The following is a 16,840-nucleotide window of genomic DNA, read 5'->3' as shown; positions in this document are numbered from 1 at the left end:
GTCCAGTAAATGAACAGAATATTGATTCTGTTAATCGGGCCAATGCTGCGCGATAGGTTGCTGAAGGTGCTGAAACCCTCTGGCACTTTCGGCTAAAAACTCGCCGCGACCGAACGCGGAGAACCACAAGTAGGGGTATCTCACATCATGAAAGTTGATGTTTTTTCGCGCGCCCGAATGGCGCCAAAGAAACGCAATGTTCTCGTTGCCAGCGCAGTCGTGGCATCCATTGCAATGATGGCGGTGGGCGGAGGAATTGCCGCCGCCGCCGGAGGGCTCGCGCCGCCTCCAGTAAACCCGGCGCTCGTTCACGCGCCGACCGCGGAGCCTGACCGGGTGATTCTCACTCCAACCGAAACACCGAGCACTACACAAAACGTGTCCTGGCGAACGTCGACAGCGGTTGTCTCTCCCCAAGTGCAATTGGCTGAGATGACCGACGGGCCCATTGCGACGTGGCGCACAATCTCTGCCACAAGCACGGTTGAATTCGTCACCGACCTCGGGTACTCGATCAAGCAGCACACGGCAGAGCTCGATGCACTGGACCCCAACACCTCATACCTCTACCGGGTTGGTGACGGCGAAACCTGGAGCGAGTGGTTTGAATTTGCGTCAGCAGGTGACGCCGGTGTTCCCTTCTCATTCATCGTGCAGGGAGACGCACAGAACGATGTGAAGTCCTACGCGTCGCGCACTTTCCGCGCAGCGTACGAGGCGCGACCGTACGCCAAAGCTGTCGTGCACCTCGGTGACCTTATCGACACCAATATTGCGGATGCCGAATGGGGAGAATGGTTTGGTGCTGCTGGATTTGCCAACTCCTATCTGAACGTAATGGCAACGCCGGGAAACCATGAGTATTACCCGGGGCCGGAGCTCAGCAAGTATTGGCAGTCGCAGTTTGCATACCCGGAAAACGGGCCCGCAGAAACCCCGGCACAAGTGGAGGCCTTCAGCGAGACCGTCTACTACACGGACTTTCAAGGAGTTCGATTCATCTCGCTGAATGCGTCGACGATCGGTGGCAGCAACCTTGCGGTGCAAACGGAGTGGCTGGACAAGGTTCTGGAAGAAAACCCCAACAAGTGGAGCGTTGTATCTTTCCACCAGCCTGTTTTCTCGGTGACCTCGGGGCGCGATAACAAGACGTTGCGCGATGCCTGGTTGCCGGTATTTGAGAAGCACAATGTCGACCTCGTTCTTCAGGGGCACGACCATGCCTATGGTCGCGGAAACCTCTTCGCAAACGAGACAAATCTGCCGGAGGGTGCCTCCGCGGATGCTAGCCAGACAGGCCCTGTCTATTTGGTATCTGTTGCGGGGCCCAAAATGTATGTTCCGGATGACCCAGCTACAAATAACTGGATTTCCAACGGTGCGAACATGCGCAGCATGAACCGCGACACTCAGATGTTCCAGATTGTGGATGTTTCGCAGGATGAGTTGCACGTGGAGAGCCGCACGGTCACCGGTGACCTCTTTGACGGATTCACCATTACGAAGAGCGACACCGGTGAGAAGCTCGTGACAGACGATCTCACACCGCGAGTTTCGGGTCCTGGTTCGACTCGTGGAGACATCGGTACGCCGTCGATTCCGAGTCCCACTGTTCCCGGTGATGTGACTCCGACGCCGACCCCGACTCCCACGCCGGATCCGACTCCCGACCCCACCCCAACACCGACTGATCCGCCCACGGACCCGCCGACGGAACCCGGCGAATACACCCCGGAAAAGCTTGAACTTTCCGTGACCGGTGTTGCTGCCGGTGGAGAGTTTTCGCTCAAGGTGGCTGGTTTCAAGCCAAATGAAGATGTCGAGATCTCCATCCACTCTGACCCCGTTGTTCTCGGCTACAAGAAAGCAGATACGTCTGGCGTCGTTTCTTCCACTCTCCGCATTCCCGCTGGGATTCCAGCAGGAAACCACCGAATCGTCGTTCGTGGGCTGGAGTCGGGAGCGCTCGCTGAAGCACCGATCCGCATTCTTGCAGCAGGCTCAGAAAGCACCGGGGTGCGCAACCTCGCATTCACCGGAATGGGCGGCCTCTCTACGTCTCTCATGGTCGGAGGTGCAGTGCTCTTGCTCGGTGTGGCTGGCGTTGTGTTTTCTCGCCGGCGCCGTCGCGTAGACGGAGCCTCCTCATGAATATTCGGCAACTCTCTCCCTCCCGGCATAGCTCTGTGAAAGGTTCACCGCGAATGACGTCACGCCCCTCCCGATCGCAGCCAACTCGACGACTCGTTGCCGTAGTTGCGACTGCGGCAATTGCTGCGGGTCTGTTTGTGCCCGCAGTCTCATCCGCCCCGGCTCACGCTGCATCGGCATCCGCACTGGAAAGGTACGGTCCGAGCCGAGTTCCGGATCGGGTCGTGCTCACACCCTCCGGCGATCTCTTCAACTCGCAGGCGGTATCGTGGCGCACCTCAGAAGCCGTTACTGCCGATCAGGCGCAAGGGCAGATTCGCATCGCAACGGCGACTCCGTATCCAACTGACTACAGTGTTGTACCCGCCACAGAGCGCACCGTAGTGCCGACCGACAAGGGGTATTCCGAAGCCTTCCACACGGTGAACTTCACTGGGCTCTCACCTTCAACCCAATACATGTACCGGGTGGGTGACGGCACGAATTTCAGCGAGTGGCAGCACTTCACTACAGCCTCCGATGTCGCAGATCCTTTCTCGTTCATCTACCTCGGTGACGTGCAAAATGGGATCAAGTCTGATGCCTCCCGCGTGATTCGCAATGCCTTCCGCGATCGCCCCGATGCAAAAATTGTGCTCCAGGCTGGTGACCTGATTGACGATGCGAATGACGACTCTCAATGGGGTGAAGTGTTTGATGCCGCTGGTTACCAGTTCGGTACTCAAAACTTTCTAGCCGCGGCAGGAAACCACGAGTATGAGGGCGAAGAACTCTCTCGCCAGTGGTCAGCGCAGTTCGCCTATCCGCAGAACGGGCCGACCGGCAGCGAGGAGGTGGAAGCGCTCCTGAACGGCACCGTATATTTCACGGACTACCAAGGGGTTCGTTTCATCTCGCTCAATAGCAATCTTTCGGATGCCGCAACGCTGGCTGTTCAGACAGCGTGGCTCGAAGAGACGCTCAAGAACAATCCGAACAAGTGGACGGTGGTGTACTTCCACCACCCCGTTTTCTCACTGGATGAGGGGCGCAATAACCGCGCAATCCGCGACTCGTGGCTTCCCATTTTCGAATCGTACAACGTGGATCTCGTTCTTCAGGGTCACGATCACAACTACGGTCGAGGAAACTCCAATGCCGCAGAGGAGGGCAATCCTTCCGGCTGGGATAGTGAGCTCAACTATGACGGACCGGTGTATGCGGTTTCTGTTGTGGGGTCGAAGATGTACTCCAACACTGGCCCGAGATTGTGGACCGAGAACGACGCTCACTTGCGCAGGCTCGGTGGGGGCATTCAGCTGTATCAACTCATCGACGTTGACGGTGACTCGTTGCGCTACGAGGCCCGCACTGCCGATGGTGAGTACTACGACGGCGTGACAATCGTCAAGAACGACAGCGGCAAAGCTGTTACCGACGATGCGAAGCCTCAAGTAATCGATCCCGGTGATACCGGGCCATGCTTGGGCTGCACTCCCAACCCTGACCCTGATCCAGACACTGATCCCACGGACCCGCAAGCTGACGTTGACTTCACCGTCGCAGGCAACCTCTCGTCTGTTGACAAATCGAAAGCGGCCCTTCCCGCGGGTTCGGCATTCTCGCAGAACCGCGAAACGCTGTTCTTGGGTGACCAGAACGGCCGAACGATCTTCGAGATTGATCCCAACACTGATGAGGTTCTTCGCCAAATGACGTTGCCGGAGAACATCCGGGATATCGGCATCGATGACGAAAATGAACTTCTCTATGTGGGGCAGCAGAACCGCAACTGGGTTGTGGTCTCCATCGCTGAGGGAAGCTTCGGTGAGGTCGTTCGTGGGCCATACACGTTCATCGAATCGAACCGTTCGCTCGATGTCGACCCTGAGCGTGGGTACGTCTACGGTGCTGTTCCATCGCGCGGAATCGAGGTGATGGATGCTGAAACCGGCGAGTCGCTCGGTGTGATCAACGGCACACTCGGTGCGTACTACGTGGCTGCAGATCCGGCCAACGGGTTCGTCACAGCCGCCTATTTCGAGGAACTCACGAATGTCAAGAATGTTGAAACATTCAACGTCGACAAGGGCTTTGCTTCGGTGTGGGAGATCCCGACACGACCAAGCCCGCGCCAGGTTGACGCCGACTCCACTCACGGCCTGTTGTATGTCGGGTACACCGGCACGACAGAAACGAGCGGAGGCTTCAGCGTTCACGATGCCAAAACTGGTGTGATGTTGGGGGACTTCCCTGGCGCACAGTTTGGCAAGGACGGCTACGGTATTTCGGTTGACGAGGAGCACCAGAGAGTCTTTGTCTCCAACCGTGACTACCGCCTCAACCCTCCGGGTTCAGAGCTCGTATCTGTCGCTGTGACGATCAGTCACCGTGTCGGGGCAACGTGGCCTGAAGGGTACGACCCCACGGACCCGACTGATCCGACTGATCCGACCGATCCGACTGATCCGACGGATCCGACGGACCCGACCGATCCGCCGAGCGGTGGCGAATACACTCCGACGTCGCTGACCGCGATAGCGAGCCAATCAGATGATGCGGATTTGGATGTCAAACCCGTTGGTTCTGTAGTTGACCCGGCAACAGGTCACTTGTTCGTGGGTAATGAGCAGCGGCCGGCGCGGATCTTGGAAATCGATCCTGTCTCGGACACTGTCGTGGCAACTCACGCTATCGCTGGTGCTGAAGATCAGGGAGTTCGCGACATCGCAATCGATACCGCTAAGGGCGAGCTGTATGTGGCCTATGGGGCGTCGTGGCTTGTGCTCGACATCGCTACAGACACCATCAAGCGTGGACCGTTCGCCTTCACGGCCAACGTACGTGGTCTCGACGTTGACCTCGCCGGTGGCAGGGTCTTTGGGGCGACTCGTGGCTCTGGGTTTCAGGTGATGGATGCCGTTTCGGGCGCACAGATCGAAACAGTCGAAACGGTGGGGGTTGATTGGCAGTCTCATGGCATCGCATTCGACGCCACCACGGGCCAGTTGTACGTCAGCAGCAATGTGCGAACTGGGCTGGACGGCGTGCGTGTCTACGACGCGAGCGCTGAAGGGTATCCGCTGCTGCGCTCGATGGCTGCGACGGCACCTGATTTCCGTTCACTCGCGATCGATCCCATTGCGCAACGGCTGTATCTTGGCCACGAGAGTGACACCTTTGAAGACAGTGGTGTTCTCGTGCTCAACGCTGGTGATTTGAGTACTGTGGCCAATTTCCCGGGCACTAATTATGGGAATAAGGTCTACGGGGTTTCCGTCGATTCGTCTCGCGGGGCAGTGTATGTTTCTGCTCGCGATCGATTCCCGACAGGCCTGATTGTGCTTCAGCGCAGTAAATAGCAGGACTCCGAACTCCGGGGTAGTGCGGCCGAGGGCCGTCTGCCCCGGAGTTCTCTGCGTTTGTCGAGGAGCCTTCGATCGCGCTGTCGTTCGCTCTCTAGCGTTCAGGGCCGAGAGGGCGTAGCGTCGATGCACCAGTAAGGAGCGTCATGTTTTCTCCCACCCATGCCTTTTGCGGTTTCAGTGTCAATAACCTCGACGCGGCCCGGGCGTTCTACTCCGACACCCTCGGGCTAGCTGTAGCCGATGGTGGGATGGGCACGTTGCGCATCACGCTGCCCGGCGGCGCCGACGTGACCATCTACCCGAAAGAGACGCACGAACCGGCAAGCTTCACCATCCTGAACTTTGCGGTTGACGATGTTGAGGCTGCAGTGGATGCGCTCAACGAGCGTGGTGTCACCACCAAGATTTACGACGACTCGAGTCTCATGGGTGCGTTGGCGACCGACGCCAAGGGCATCATGCGCGGGCACGGCCCTGAGATTGCGTGGTTCACGGACCCTGCGGGTAACGTGCTGTCGGTTATTGCGGCGTAGCCTCGGTTTAGCCTTCAGATCGCTCGGCGGCGATGTCCCGTTTCCAACGAGCCGCACGGCAGGCCTCGACGACCTGCTGGTTGGCGTCCCAAAAATCTTGGGGGTTCGCGGCTGCCGCTAGTCGTTCGAGAAATTCGATCGGGAGCAGCCACTTCGCGTGGAGATCTTCGAGCTCGTCTTGGAAGACCGACTCGCCCATATTTTCCCAAGCCCATCCCACGACACGGGCATCGTGTGGGCTAGTCGAATCCCATTCCTCTCGGGTGGAGGCTAATTCGTCTGCGGGCCAGGGAACTCCATCCAGCGCAATTTCTTCGGCTTGTCGCTGTAGCGCGGCGTAGTGCCCGGCACGAGCAGCTTCATCGCCTGTCTGGCTGGCCAGAGCGACTGACTGGCTGAGGGCTTGTTTCACTTCTGTCTGAAGCGCTGCACCGAGTTCGGAGAAGAACTCTTCTTGGTTCTCAAGTGTGGCGAAATTGGTGGGGGCAAGTGCTCTCCAGCGTTCGCGAACTACTTCTCCAAGCAGATTCATTGTTTTCCTTTCATGGGCGAGCCGGATAAATGGATTATTTCTCAGGGGTCTGACATCGAACGAAATTCAGACGAGGGTGAGGCCGTGTGGCCCCACCCCTCTGGCGTTAGTTGTGGAGCTCTACTCGGCCGCGAGCGTCCAGCTGCCGTCGGCCCGCACGCTGATCACGGAGGGTCCTGAGCTGAGCGGCACGGTGCCGGAGTAGGCGCCGATGTCGTTGATGAGTAGCCCGAACGAGAAGGCCTTGTCGGTTTCTTCCTGCACGATGAAGTTCATCGTTCCGTCGTGGGTGGCGGTGAGCTTTCCGGCTGAACCGTCGAACAGGAAGACTCCGTCTCCAGTTCCGGATGCCGCGAGGGCGGGAGCGGTCGAGAGCGGCGCGATGGTGAGTGTCCAGTTGCCATCGGCCGTGATCTGCAACGAGGTGGCATCGCTGAGGGCGTTGAAGCCGTAGACGGTGGTGCCCGTGTAGGAGCCGATGGTGTTGACGAGCAGGTCGCCCGTGGCTTCGTTGCTGGCGTCGAGCGCATTGACGATGAAGTTCATGCCACCGTCGTGCGTTGCAGTGACCATCGCTGCGGTGACTCCTTCGGGCAGGCTGACGAGGTTGTCGCCGGCACCAGATTCGGTGATGGTGTCGAAGGTGCCGAAGCTGTCATCCGCCCAGCTCTGAGCGGTGTTTGTTTGCTCAACAGGTTCTTCGGCGGCAGGCTCAGCGTCGGGTTCGGTGCCCGCTGATTGCTCGGTGCTCGTGCTCGGCGCATCGATGGCAGGAGCGTCGTCGCTGCCGCCGCTGAGCGCACTGCTGACGAGTGAGAGCACAATGATGGCACCCATCACGATCCACGCGACCTTTTTCTGTTGCGCGTACCCGGCAAGACCGAGGCCCTGCTTGTCTTTCTGCGCTCCGGTGAGCACGAGGATGAGGTCGATCAGGTACCAGATGCCGAACCCACCAAAGGTGATGAGCTTCAGGATGCCGGTGCCGACCTTCCCGAGGTAAAAGCGGTCGACCGCAATGAAGCCGAGCAGCAGCGAGAGAACGAAAGTGACGAGAAACGACTTCTCGGATTCGGGGGCAGCTGCGGCGTCCGGCACGGCCGGGGCAACGGGGGCGGGTGGCGGGGTTTCGGCAGCGGGGTGCTGTGTGTCAGTGGTCATGATGCTCCTTCGATGGTGGTGCGGATGGTGAGGGGTGGTTGCGCGACTGGTTAGTCGCGCGTGAAGTCGATGATGATGTTGGCGCCGCTATTGGGGTGGTAACCCCAGGAGGCGGAGAAGTTCGTCCACTCGGCTGACTGTCGACCGTCGAGGGCCCGGGTGCTGTTGATGCGGTTCAGCACACTGTCGGGGGTGTCGAGCTCGTCGAGCACGCAGAGAATGTCGGAGTAGGGGGCGCCTTTTGACTCTTCGCCGGTGCTGTCCATCGACACGCTTGTGCCTTCGTCGCCGACGACGATGTACTGGCTGTCTTCCACTTCGCAGGCTTCGGTGGCGGCGATGATCGGACTCGGTTGTGCAGCGTCAACGACTCCGCCGGCGACGCTCCCGATGGCGCTCCCAATGGCGGGAATTACGGCGAGGCCGATGACGAGTCCGAGAACGAGGCCGATTCCGAGGCCAACGGCCCCGAAAGCTACTGCCCGATTCGAGGATGTGGGGGTGGCGGGTGGCTGGTCGGCGGTAGTCGCTTTCCCCGATGTTTCAGCCGGGGCGTTCGTCGATTCGATGCTCATGGGTTTTCTCCTAGTGGGTAGGGCCTAGACGTAGCGCGGTAGTTCGAGCAGGTTGTTGGTCTCTTTGCCGTCGGCTTCCGTGGTGATGTATCGGCGACCTCCGCCGGCGTCCCGCGTAACAACGCGAGCTTCTGCGCCGGTGAGGTCGTTGTGGGTAGAGAAGTCGTGGCCAGTGTCGATGACGCTCGCCACCACATCCCGGGCTACTGCGGTGAGTGGGCCGGTCGGTGAGTTTGAGTACCGAACGTGGGTGATGTGCTGGTTAGAGGTGCCTGGTGAGGCAACGCGTACCTGGCGGATGTAAAGCATGGAAACTCCTCGGGAGTCGGTGGCGAAATTAGAGGGGCGGGGCGGGATTGCCTCGACTCGTTGAATGTTGGCGTTGATCCGCTCCCCGCTTGCCGAACATGCTGATAAGCAGGGTTATCAGCAAAAGCGCTCCGATGTCGCAAGGTCGAGCTAGGCTCATCATGTGTCACAGACGTGCACCTCAACCGAAGGAGGAATGATGAAGGCCACCGAACCTCGCTTGTTCATTTCCCTTTCGGGGATTGCCCGGCTGGCGCAGGTGCAGCGCCCGGTGGTGTCGATGTGGCGTACTCGTGCTGCGGCATCCGACCTGCCGTTCCCTGCGTCCGTCGCTCAGGACCACGGCCGTGACGTCTTCGACGCTCTCGAAGTCGCGGCGTGGCTTGAGGCGACCAACCGGGGCAACAACCCTGATGTGGTTGCTGACGCCGCTGCTTTCGCTCGTTTCGATGCGACGAGTCGAGGCGATGACGAGTCGTTCCACGCGCTCACCGCTCTCGTTGCGCTGCGGGCGGCCGCCGATCGCTCCATTGGTGTGTTGTCGGCGGCTGAGCTTCTCGACCTGGCCGACGGCGTTGATCCGGATGACGTGAGCATTCTCAGCGAGGTCGAGACCCTTGGCGACGAGTTGGCTCCGATGGCGCGATTCGTTGATGTGCTGGTAGACGGTGCCTACGACGTCTCGGTCGCGTTCGAATCGCTTCTCGGTGAACGTTTTCGTGACGGACGCCGCGCCCTCACGCGCACCGCCCTCGAACCCGAAGCGATTGCTTTGGTGAGTGAGCTCGCGGGCGAACTCGAGCGCAACAATCCGGATGCCGACCAGGGTCGTCCCGCATTCGTCGATCCCACGGGTGTCTGCGGCGATCTCCTTATCGCGGTGCTTCGTTCACTCGAAGAGGGCACCGACCCGGTCGCGTCCACCGCGAATACCAATGCACCGGGGGCGCGACTTCTTCGGCGTCGGCTGATGGCTCACCGTTTCGCGCACACCCCTTTAACAGTGTCGAGCACAGGCGAGTTCACCGCGAGCAGCGCTGCCGTTCATGTGGCGCAATTCCCGACTGTGGAGTCACCGGTCATGTCTGCAGTGCAGATCCTGTCGGCCATTGAGAATGTGGCTCTTCAGCTCGATGACACTCAGCGGGCAGTCATCGTGGCGCCGGCTTCTGTGCTGACGGATGGTCGGCTCCCCGCTGATGCGGATGCTCTCCGTTCGCAGCTTCTACGTTTAGGTTCGCTCCGTGCCATCGTTCGCCTGCCGCGCGGGCTTGTCACAAGTAGTCCGCGCCAGGCGCTGGCGTTGTGGGTGTTCGGTCCAGCGCACGCGAGTGTGGCTCGCGCTGAGAAGTGGAACCTTGTCGCCGACTTGGGTGATGAAACTCTCACCCCGACGACCCGTGCAGATCTCGTCAGTGATCTGGTGGCCGCGATGGGCGATGGTTCTGCCATTCGTGCTCACGCATTCCGTTTCACGCGCCCGGTGCGTACCGCCGAACTTCTCACGCGCACCGGCTCTCTTGTTTCCGATACCAAACATGTCGTGACCTCGGCTCGCCCCGTCGCCGCCGAGCGAGATCGGCGTGCGGGCTCAGATTTCCCGGCTCGACTCGACTCGATTGTGGCGACTCTCGGTGACGCAGCTCCCGCCGGTCTCGATGCGGTGGAGGTCAACGATGCGCCCCTGGTGCTGCCGCCCGCCTCCCTCGGTGCACTTGCCGCCGCCCGCCATGTTCGCCGCATCTCTGGGGCGCGGGTGAGCCCAGAGAACATCAACGGTGAGACCGGCTTTGCCGTGATCGGCGCGGAAGAGATTGCCGGCGCTCACGCTATCGGCGCTCGCCGCATCGACCGCCTCTTGCTAGCGAATGCCTACCCCAGCGCGGGCCTGACCTTGCCCGGCGACGTCGTGTTCCGCGCGGGCACACAGCCCCAAGCCTTGGTCGATGTTGAGGGTGCGTCGGTGGTTCTCTACCCAGCACGCATTCTGCGCATCAAGGAGACGGACTCGGCGGGTCTTGTCGCCGAGTTGCTGGCGACGGACATCCCGCAGCAGTCGTCTCGCGATTGGAAGCGTTGGGTGGTGCGCCGTGTCGTGCACACCGAGCGTGCGGGTCTGGCGGCGACGCTACGAAGTGTTGCTGCCGAGCGCGAGGCTGCGGCCGAACGGATGCGCATGCTCACCGCCCTCGAAGAAACGATTGCTGGTGGCGTTGTCGCCGGCACCCTGACTACCCAGAACACCACAACTACCGGCAGTGATGCCGCCATAATTGCCCCATCGGAAGGATCTGACTAATGCCCCCTCGCACGAAAACGAAACCGGATACAGCCCCCTCGACCATGAAGGAGCTGAAAGACACGCTTTGGAAGGCAGCCGACAAGCTGCGCGGTTCGATGGATGCCTCGCAATATAAGGACATCATCCTGGGGTTGGTGTTCTTGAAGTATGTTTCGGACGCGTTCGAGGAGCGTCGTGCACAGATCGCGACGGAGCTTGAGGCTGATGGCCTCGGCGAAGACCAGATCGCGCAACTGATCGATGATGTCGATGAGTACACCGGTCATGGGGTGTTCTGGGTTCCCGAGAATGCTCGTTGGGGTTTCTTGTCGGAGAACGCGAAGGGTATCGCCGCGGCTCCGGGCGAGCCGGTGAAGTCGATCGGTCTGTTGATCGATGAGGCGATGGAGGCGATTATGGCGTCGAACCCGGCGCTCGCCGCGACCTTGCCGCGTCTCTACAACCGCGACAACATCGACCAGCGCCGTTTGGGAGAACTGGTTGACCTGTTCAACTCGGCTCGTTTCACCGGGCAGGGTTCGACTCGCGCCCGCGACCTTTTGGGTGAGGTGTACGAGTACTTCCTGGAGAAATTCGCGGCTGCCGAAGGTAAGCGTGGTGGTGAGTTTTATACGCCGGCTGGTGTGGTGCGGGTTCTGGTGGAAATTTTGGAGCCGACGCATGGCCGCGTGTATGACCCGTGTTGTGGTTCGGGTGGCATGTTTGTGCAGGCGGAGAAGTTTTTGGAGTCGCACAATAAAGAGGGAAGCGACATCTCTGTTTATGGCCAGGAGCTGAATGAGCGCACGTGGCGTTTGGCGAAGATGAACCTCGCTATTCATGGCCTGAATGGCAATTTGGCGAGTCGGTGGGGTGACACGTTTGCGCGTGATCAGCATCCGGAGATGCAGGCCGATTTTGTGATGGCGAATCCGCCATTCAATATCAAGGATTGGGCGCGCAGTGAGGATGATCCGCGCTGGCGTTATGGTGTTCCGCCGGCGGGTAACGCGAACTATGCGTGGATTCAGCACATCATTTCGAAGCTCGCCCCGGGCGGCAGTGCGGGTGTGGTGATGGCGAATGGTTCGATGTCGTCGAACTCGGGTGGCGAGGGCGACATTCGTGCGCAACTCGTCGAGGCCGATCTGGTGTCGTGCATGGTTGCTCTGCCGACGCAGTTGTTCCGCAGCACGGGCATTCCGGTGTGCACGTGGTTCTTCGCGAAAGACAAGACCGCGGGAGCGGGCGGGAGCATCGACCGCACCGGTCAGGTGTTGTTCATTGATGCCCGCAATCTCGGCCACATGGTTGACCGTGCCGAGCGCGCCTTCAGCGACGACGACATTGCCCAGATCGCGAACACTTTCCGAGCCTGGCGCGGCACCAAGTCGGCGACGGATGCCGGACTCACGTATGAGGACGAGGCCGGGTTCAGCTACTCCGCGACGCTGTCCGAGATTAGAGCAACGGACTACGCACTTGCGCCGGGGCGATACGTTGGCGCGGCCGATTCAGAGAGTGATGGCGAAGATGCTCTATTGAAAGTTGAGCGGCTTCGAACTCAGCTGTTGAGCCAGTTTGAGGACTCCCGTGCCTTAGCGAGTGCAGTCCAAGAACAGTTGGGGAGGATCTCGTGAACGTGCGATCAGGAGTTGATGCTCCCCACGCCACGCTCGGAGACTTTCTTCGATTTCGAAACGGAAAAACCTCACCTTCCAGATCAGAGTCTGGTGGGGTGTTCGTCTTTGGTTCGAATGGAGCAATCGGGAAGACGAGCACCGCGAACTTCGAAGAACCGACAATAGTTATCGGCCGAGTTGGTTCTTATTGTGGGAGTCTCCACTACTCGGCAGGTCCCAGCTGGGTAACCGACAATGCGATCGCGTGCCAACCAAAACAAGATGATGACCCGAGGTACTGGTACTACGCCCTTCAGGCTTTGGGGCTGAATGGCCGAAGCTCGGGCTCTGGTCAACCACTTCTGAACCAAACAATTCTCAACCAGATTGAATTCTTGCCACCAAGCATTCCGGAACGCCGGGCGATCGCGCAGGTATTGGGCGCTCTTGACGAAAAGATCGCCGCTAACATGCAACTTTCAGAAATAGCCGACGACTATCTCAGTGCGCGATTTCAGCTTGAGCTGGCAAGCGGCGTCGACTTTGCTCCCCTCGAGACAATCGCTGAGGTAAACGCTCAAGTCGTAAAACCAATCGCTGGCCAATTTTTGAGGTACATCGATATCGCCTCAGTTGGGGTGGGAGCGCACTCGTTTCCCGAATTGACCCCTTGGGAAGACGCCCCGAGTCGAGCGCGGCGACGCGTAAGGCCGGGTGACACGCTTTGGTCGACGGTCAGGCCAAACAGGCGCTCGCATTCCCTCAACCTTTCAGAGGATTCGAAACTAGTAGCTTCAACCGGGTTGGCAGTGCTTTCACCGAGAGGTGTTGGTTTTGCATACCTCTATGAGGTGACGCGATTGCACGGATTCACGACACATCTTGAGAACGTTGCCGAGGGAAGTGCATACCCAGCGGTGCGCGCTGAACAGTTCAAGGCCGCGCCAGTTCCTCTACTGCCGCCCCAAAAGCGTGTTGCTTTCGAAGATCTTGCTACGCCCATACGTCAAAATCTTCACTCGCTGGATGAAGAAAACAGAACACTCGCGAGGTTGCGCGACACACTCCTCCCCGAACTCATGTCGGGCAGGCTCCGCGTGAAGGATGCCGAGAAGCAGATCGAAGAGGTCGGGTGATGGTCGGAATGTCAGAAGCAGACTGGGAACAGCTCACACTTGACGCGCTCGGGGAGTTGGGGTGGCTTCCTCTTGCGGGCGAAAAAATCGCACCCGGCTCGGGTGAGCGTGACAGTTGGGATGAGCTCCTCATCCGCCCCCGCCTGCTTGCCGCACTGCAGAAGTTCAACCCGACCGTGCCTGCCCAATACCTTGCGCAAGCGGTTGCCGAGATTGCGTCGCCGAAGTCGAAAGATGCGATCGCCGAAAACCTTCGCATCCACCAATACCTTGTCGACGGATTCCGCCTCAGTTACATCAACACCGACGGCACCGAACACAACCCCACCATCAGCCTGCTCTCCGCCGACCCCGACCAGAACGACTGGCTCGCCGTCAACCAAGTCACCCTCACTCAGGGCGACTACAAACGACGCTTCGACCTCGTGCTCTACTGCAACGGCATGCCCGTCAGCATCATCGAGCTAAAAAAAGCCGGCACCAAAACGGCGGATGTCGCCTCCGCCCACGCCCAACTGCACACCTACCTCCGCGAATTTCGCCTCGCATTCCGCTACTGCGTCTTCACCCTCGCCAGCGACGGAATCGACGCCAAATACGGCACCCCCTTCACACCCCTCAACCACTTCGCCCCCTGGAACGTCGACGACGACGGCAAACCCGTCAACCCCAACCGCACCATCGACGGTGAAACCATCACCAGCCTCGAAGACGCCATCGACGGGCTCTACAACCAAGACCGCTTCCTGCAACTCCTGCGCAATTACACAGCCTTCGACGAGAACAGCGACGGCCTCACCAAACGCATCGCGAAACCCCACCAATACTTTGCCGTCTCCAAAGCAATCGGCAGCACCGTATTGGCCGTCGAATCTAACGGAAAAGCGGGCGTCGTCTGGCACACCCAAGGCTCCGGCAAATCCATGGAAATGGAGCTCTACGCCAACCTCGTCTCCCGCCACGCCAAACTCAAAAACCCCACCATCGTCGTCATCACCGACCGCACCGAACTCGACGGCCAACTCTTCCAAACGTTCAACCAGAGCATGCTGCTCGCCGAAAAGCCCCAACAAATCAAAAGCCGCACCCAACTGCGCGACGAAATTGGCAACCGCACCACCGGCGGCATCTACTTCACCACCCTCCAAAAATTCGGACGCACCGACACCGAACGCGCCACCGGAACCGAACACCCCCTCCTCTCCGACCGCCGCAACGTCATCGTCATCGTCGACGAAGCCCACCGCAGCCACTACGACGACCTCGACGGCTACGCCCGCCACCTACGCGACGCCCTCCCCAACGCCACCCTCATCGCCTTCACCGGCACCCCCATCTCCTTCGACGACCGCAACACCCGCGACGTCTTCGGCGACTACATCGACATCTACGACCTCACCCGCGCCGTCGACGACAAAGCCACCGTGCCCGTCTACTTCGAACCCCGCCTCATCAAAGTCGGACTCGCCGACGGCATCACCCAAGAAGACCTCGATGCTGCAGCAGACGACGTCACCCTCGCCCTCGACGACACCGAACGGGCCCGCATCGAAGCATCCGTCGCCGTCGTCAACGCCATCTACGGAGCCCCCGAACGGCTCGAAGCCCTCGCCGAAGACATCGTTCGACACTGGGAAGAACGCAGCACACGCATGCGCCCCTACATCGAAGCTCCCGGCAAAGCCCTCATCGTCGGAGCCACCCGCGAGATCTGCGCCCGCCTCTACGACCAAATCATCGCCCTACGCCCCGACTGGCACAGCGACGACCTCACCACGGGCAAGATCAAAGTCGTCTACTCGGGTACGCCATCTGACCCGTCGCCCATCGTTGAACACGTGCGCCGTACATCCCAAAACGACGCCATCAAAACGCGCCTCAAAGATGTGGATGACGAACTCGAAATCGTGATCGTGCAGAACATGATGCTCACCGGCTTTGACGCGCCACCCCTCCACACCCTCTACCTCGACCGCCCCCTCAAAGGCGCGCTACTCATGCAGACCCTTGCGCGCGTCAACCGCACCTTCCGCGGAAAAGAAGACGGCCTACTCGTCGCCTACGCGCCCCTGGTCGACAACCTCAAAGCAGCTCTCGAGGAGTACACGACCAGCGACCAAGAGAACAAACCCATCGGGCGCTCCGTCGACGAAGCAGTGGATGTTGCCCTCGACCTCGTTGACAAGCTCCGCGAAATCTTGGCCGGCTACGACTGGAAAGCCATTCTCGACAAGGGCGGCAACAAGGCCTACCTGAACGCCGCAAGTGGTGCCGCGAACTATTTGCGGGATGCTGCGACCCCCGGCAACGAGGCCGCGCTCGGCGAAGAAACACTCGCCGCCCGCTACCGCCGCTTCTCCGGACAACTCGGCCGCGCCTGGGCGCTCGCCAGCGGCCGCACCACCTTGGTCGGACTGCACCCCGAGATCACGTTCTACGAAGAAGTGCGCGTGCTGATGGCGAAGTTCGACGCCCTCGACCGCAAGTCTCGTGGCGAACCCATCCCCGAAGACATCCAGCGTCTCCTTGGTAACCTCATTGCCCAAGCGACGGATGCCGGTGAGGTCTACGACATCTACAGTGCGGCAGGCATGCCCAAGCCTTCGCTCAGCGACCTCACCCCCGAGTTCGTCGAGCGGACGCAGCAAGCCCGCAACCCCCAACTCGCGATCGAAGCGCTGCGCACCCTGCTGACGGAAGAATCGGCTGCCGTCACGCGCAACAACATCATCCGCCAGCGTGCCTTTTCGGAACGCATCACCGAGCTGATGAACAAGTACACCAACCAGCAACTCACCTCAGCTGAAGTGATCGCTGAGCTCGTGGCCCTGGCTCGGGAGGTTGCTCACGAAGGCAAACGTGGGGAAACGTTCACTCCGTCGCTGTCGTCGGACGAGCTCGCCTTCTACGATGCGGTTTCGCAAAATGAATCGGCCGTCGAAGTGCAGGGCGACGGCAAACTCGCTGACATCGCCCGCGGCCTCGTCGAGGTCATGCGCCGCGATGTGCGCACCGACTGGACCGTACGCGACGATGTGCGGGCCAAGCTCCGCTCATCCATCAAGCGGTTGCTCGTGCTCAATGACTATCCGCCAGACAAGCAGCCCGACGCCATCAAGCTCGTCATGGAGCAGATGGAATCAATGGCGCCGCGGTATGCGGTTGAGCGTGAGGCGGGCGCCTAGGGTTGCTC

The 16,840-nt window shown here is 60.1% G+C and carries 11 protein-coding genes; 7 read left to right on the top strand and 4 right to left on the bottom strand.

Translation table 11 applies throughout. The features are described 5' to 3' along the window. Window positions 1-147: 147 nt before the first annotated feature. The 3 genes from AACZ26_RS00650 (at window position 148) to AACZ26_RS00640 (ending at window position 6,031) form a co-directional block, all read left to right on the top strand. Complete coding sequence (locus AACZ26_RS00650) at window positions 148-2,151, top strand: fibronectin type III domain-containing protein (protein WP_339618358.1); 2,004 nt, start codon at window positions 148-150, stop codon at window positions 2,149-2,151. A 53-nt stretch (window positions 2,152-2,204) separates the two neighbouring features. After that, a complete protein-coding gene (locus tag AACZ26_RS00645) occupies window positions 2,205-5,492 on the top strand; it encodes a metallophosphoesterase (RefSeq protein WP_339618357.1) in 3,288 nt (1,095 codons plus the stop codon). A gap of 149 nt (window positions 5,493-5,641) precedes the next feature. Next, on the top strand, window positions 5,642-6,031 hold the full coding sequence (locus tag AACZ26_RS00640) for a VOC family protein (RefSeq protein ID WP_339618356.1): 390 nt from the start codon (window positions 5,642-5,644) through the stop codon (window positions 6,029-6,031). A gap of 7 nt (window positions 6,032-6,038) precedes the next feature. On the opposite strand, the gene AACZ26_RS00635 is transcribed toward AACZ26_RS00640, so the two are convergent. The 4 genes from AACZ26_RS00635 to AACZ26_RS00620 all read right to left on the bottom strand — a co-directional run bounded on the left by AACZ26_RS00635 (window position 6,039) and on the right by AACZ26_RS00620 (window position 8,608). Next, on the bottom strand, window positions 6,039-6,563 hold the full coding sequence (locus AACZ26_RS00635; RefSeq protein ID WP_339618355.1) for a hypothetical protein: 525 nt from the start codon (window positions 6,561-6,563) through the stop codon (window positions 6,039-6,041). A gap of 120 nt (window positions 6,564-6,683) precedes the next feature. Next, the gene (locus tag AACZ26_RS00630) at window positions 6,684-7,724 is read right to left on the bottom strand and encodes a TM2 domain-containing protein (RefSeq protein ID WP_339618354.1); all 1,041 of its coding nucleotides are present in this window, start codon (window positions 7,722-7,724) and stop codon (window positions 6,684-6,686) included. Window positions 7,725-7,774: 50 nt separating this feature from the next. Then, window positions 7,775-8,299 (bottom strand): hypothetical protein, encoded by a 525-nt coding sequence (locus tag AACZ26_RS00625; protein WP_339618353.1) that lies wholly within the window; start codon window positions 8,297-8,299, stop codon window positions 7,775-7,777. A gap of 24 nt (window positions 8,300-8,323) precedes the next feature. Further along, a complete protein-coding gene (locus tag AACZ26_RS00620) occupies window positions 8,324-8,608 on the bottom strand; it encodes a DUF3892 domain-containing protein (RefSeq protein WP_339618352.1) in 285 nt (94 codons plus the stop codon). A 163-nt stretch (window positions 8,609-8,771) separates the two neighbouring features. Between AACZ26_RS00620 and AACZ26_RS00615 the strand changes: the two genes are divergently transcribed. The 4 genes from AACZ26_RS00615 (at window position 8,772) to AACZ26_RS00600 (ending at window position 16,832) form a co-directional block, all read left to right on the top strand. Further along, entirely contained in the window at window positions 8,772-10,907 is a 2,136-nt protein-coding gene (locus tag AACZ26_RS00615; protein ID WP_339618351.1) for a hypothetical protein, read from the top strand. After that, a complete protein-coding gene (locus tag AACZ26_RS00610) occupies window positions 10,907-12,529 on the top strand; it encodes a class I SAM-dependent DNA methyltransferase (RefSeq protein WP_339618350.1) in 1,623 nt (540 codons plus the stop codon). The genes AACZ26_RS00615 and AACZ26_RS00610 overlap by 1 nt, the downstream gene beginning before the upstream one ends. A gap of 842 nt (window positions 12,530-13,371) precedes the next feature. Then, entirely contained in the window at window positions 13,372-13,647 is a 276-nt protein-coding gene (locus AACZ26_RS00605) for a hypothetical protein (RefSeq protein ID WP_339618349.1), read from the top strand. Then, window positions 13,647-16,832 carry a type I restriction endonuclease subunit R gene (locus tag AACZ26_RS00600; RefSeq protein WP_339618348.1) on the top strand — a complete coding sequence of 1,062 codons (3,186 nt, stop codon included), beginning with the start codon at window positions 13,647-13,649 and terminating at the stop codon, window positions 16,830-16,832. The genes AACZ26_RS00605 and AACZ26_RS00600 overlap by 1 nt, the downstream gene beginning before the upstream one ends. The last annotated feature ends 8 nt before the right edge of the window (window positions 16,833-16,840 follow it).

The organism is uncultured Salinibacterium sp., assembly GCF_963974405.1.
Classification (GTDB): Bacteria; Actinomycetota; Actinomycetes; order Actinomycetales; family Microbacteriaceae; genus Rhodoglobus.
The sequence above is the reverse complement of the archived record's forward strand: the minus strand, read 5'-3'. Positions and strand labels throughout refer to the sequence as shown.

Excerpts from the sequence above, each read along its gene's own strand:
- AACZ26_RS00650 (WP_339618358.1), top strand. The coding sequence starts at position 148 with ATGAAAGTTGATGTTTTTTCGCGCGCCCGAATGGCGCCAAAGAAACGC.
- AACZ26_RS00645 (WP_339618357.1), top strand. The coding sequence starts at position 2,205 with ATGACGTCACGCCCCTCCCGATCGCAGCCAACTCGACGACTCGTTGCC.
- AACZ26_RS00640 (WP_339618356.1), top strand. The coding sequence starts at position 5,642 with ATGTTTTCTCCCACCCATGCCTTTTGCGGTTTCAGTGTCAATAACCTC.
- AACZ26_RS00635 (WP_339618355.1), bottom strand. The coding sequence starts at position 6,563 with ATGAATCTGCTTGGAGAAGTAGTTCGCGAACGCTGGAGAGCACTTGCC.
- AACZ26_RS00630 (WP_339618354.1), bottom strand. The coding sequence starts at position 7,724 with ATGACCACTGACACACAGCACCCCGCTGCCGAAACCCCGCCACCCGCC.
- AACZ26_RS00625 (WP_339618353.1), bottom strand. The coding sequence starts at position 8,299 with ATGAGCATCGAATCGACGAACGCCCCGGCTGAAACATCGGGGAAAGCG.
- AACZ26_RS00620 (WP_339618352.1), bottom strand. The coding sequence starts at position 8,608 with ATGCTTTACATCCGCCAGGTACGCGTTGCCTCACCAGGCACCTCTAAC.
- AACZ26_RS00610 (WP_339618350.1), top strand. The coding sequence starts at position 10,907 with ATGCCCCCTCGCACGAAAACGAAACCGGATACAGCCCCCTCGACCATG.
- AACZ26_RS00600 (WP_339618348.1), top strand. The coding sequence starts at position 13,647 with ATGGTCGGAATGTCAGAAGCAGACTGGGAACAGCTCACACTTGACGCG.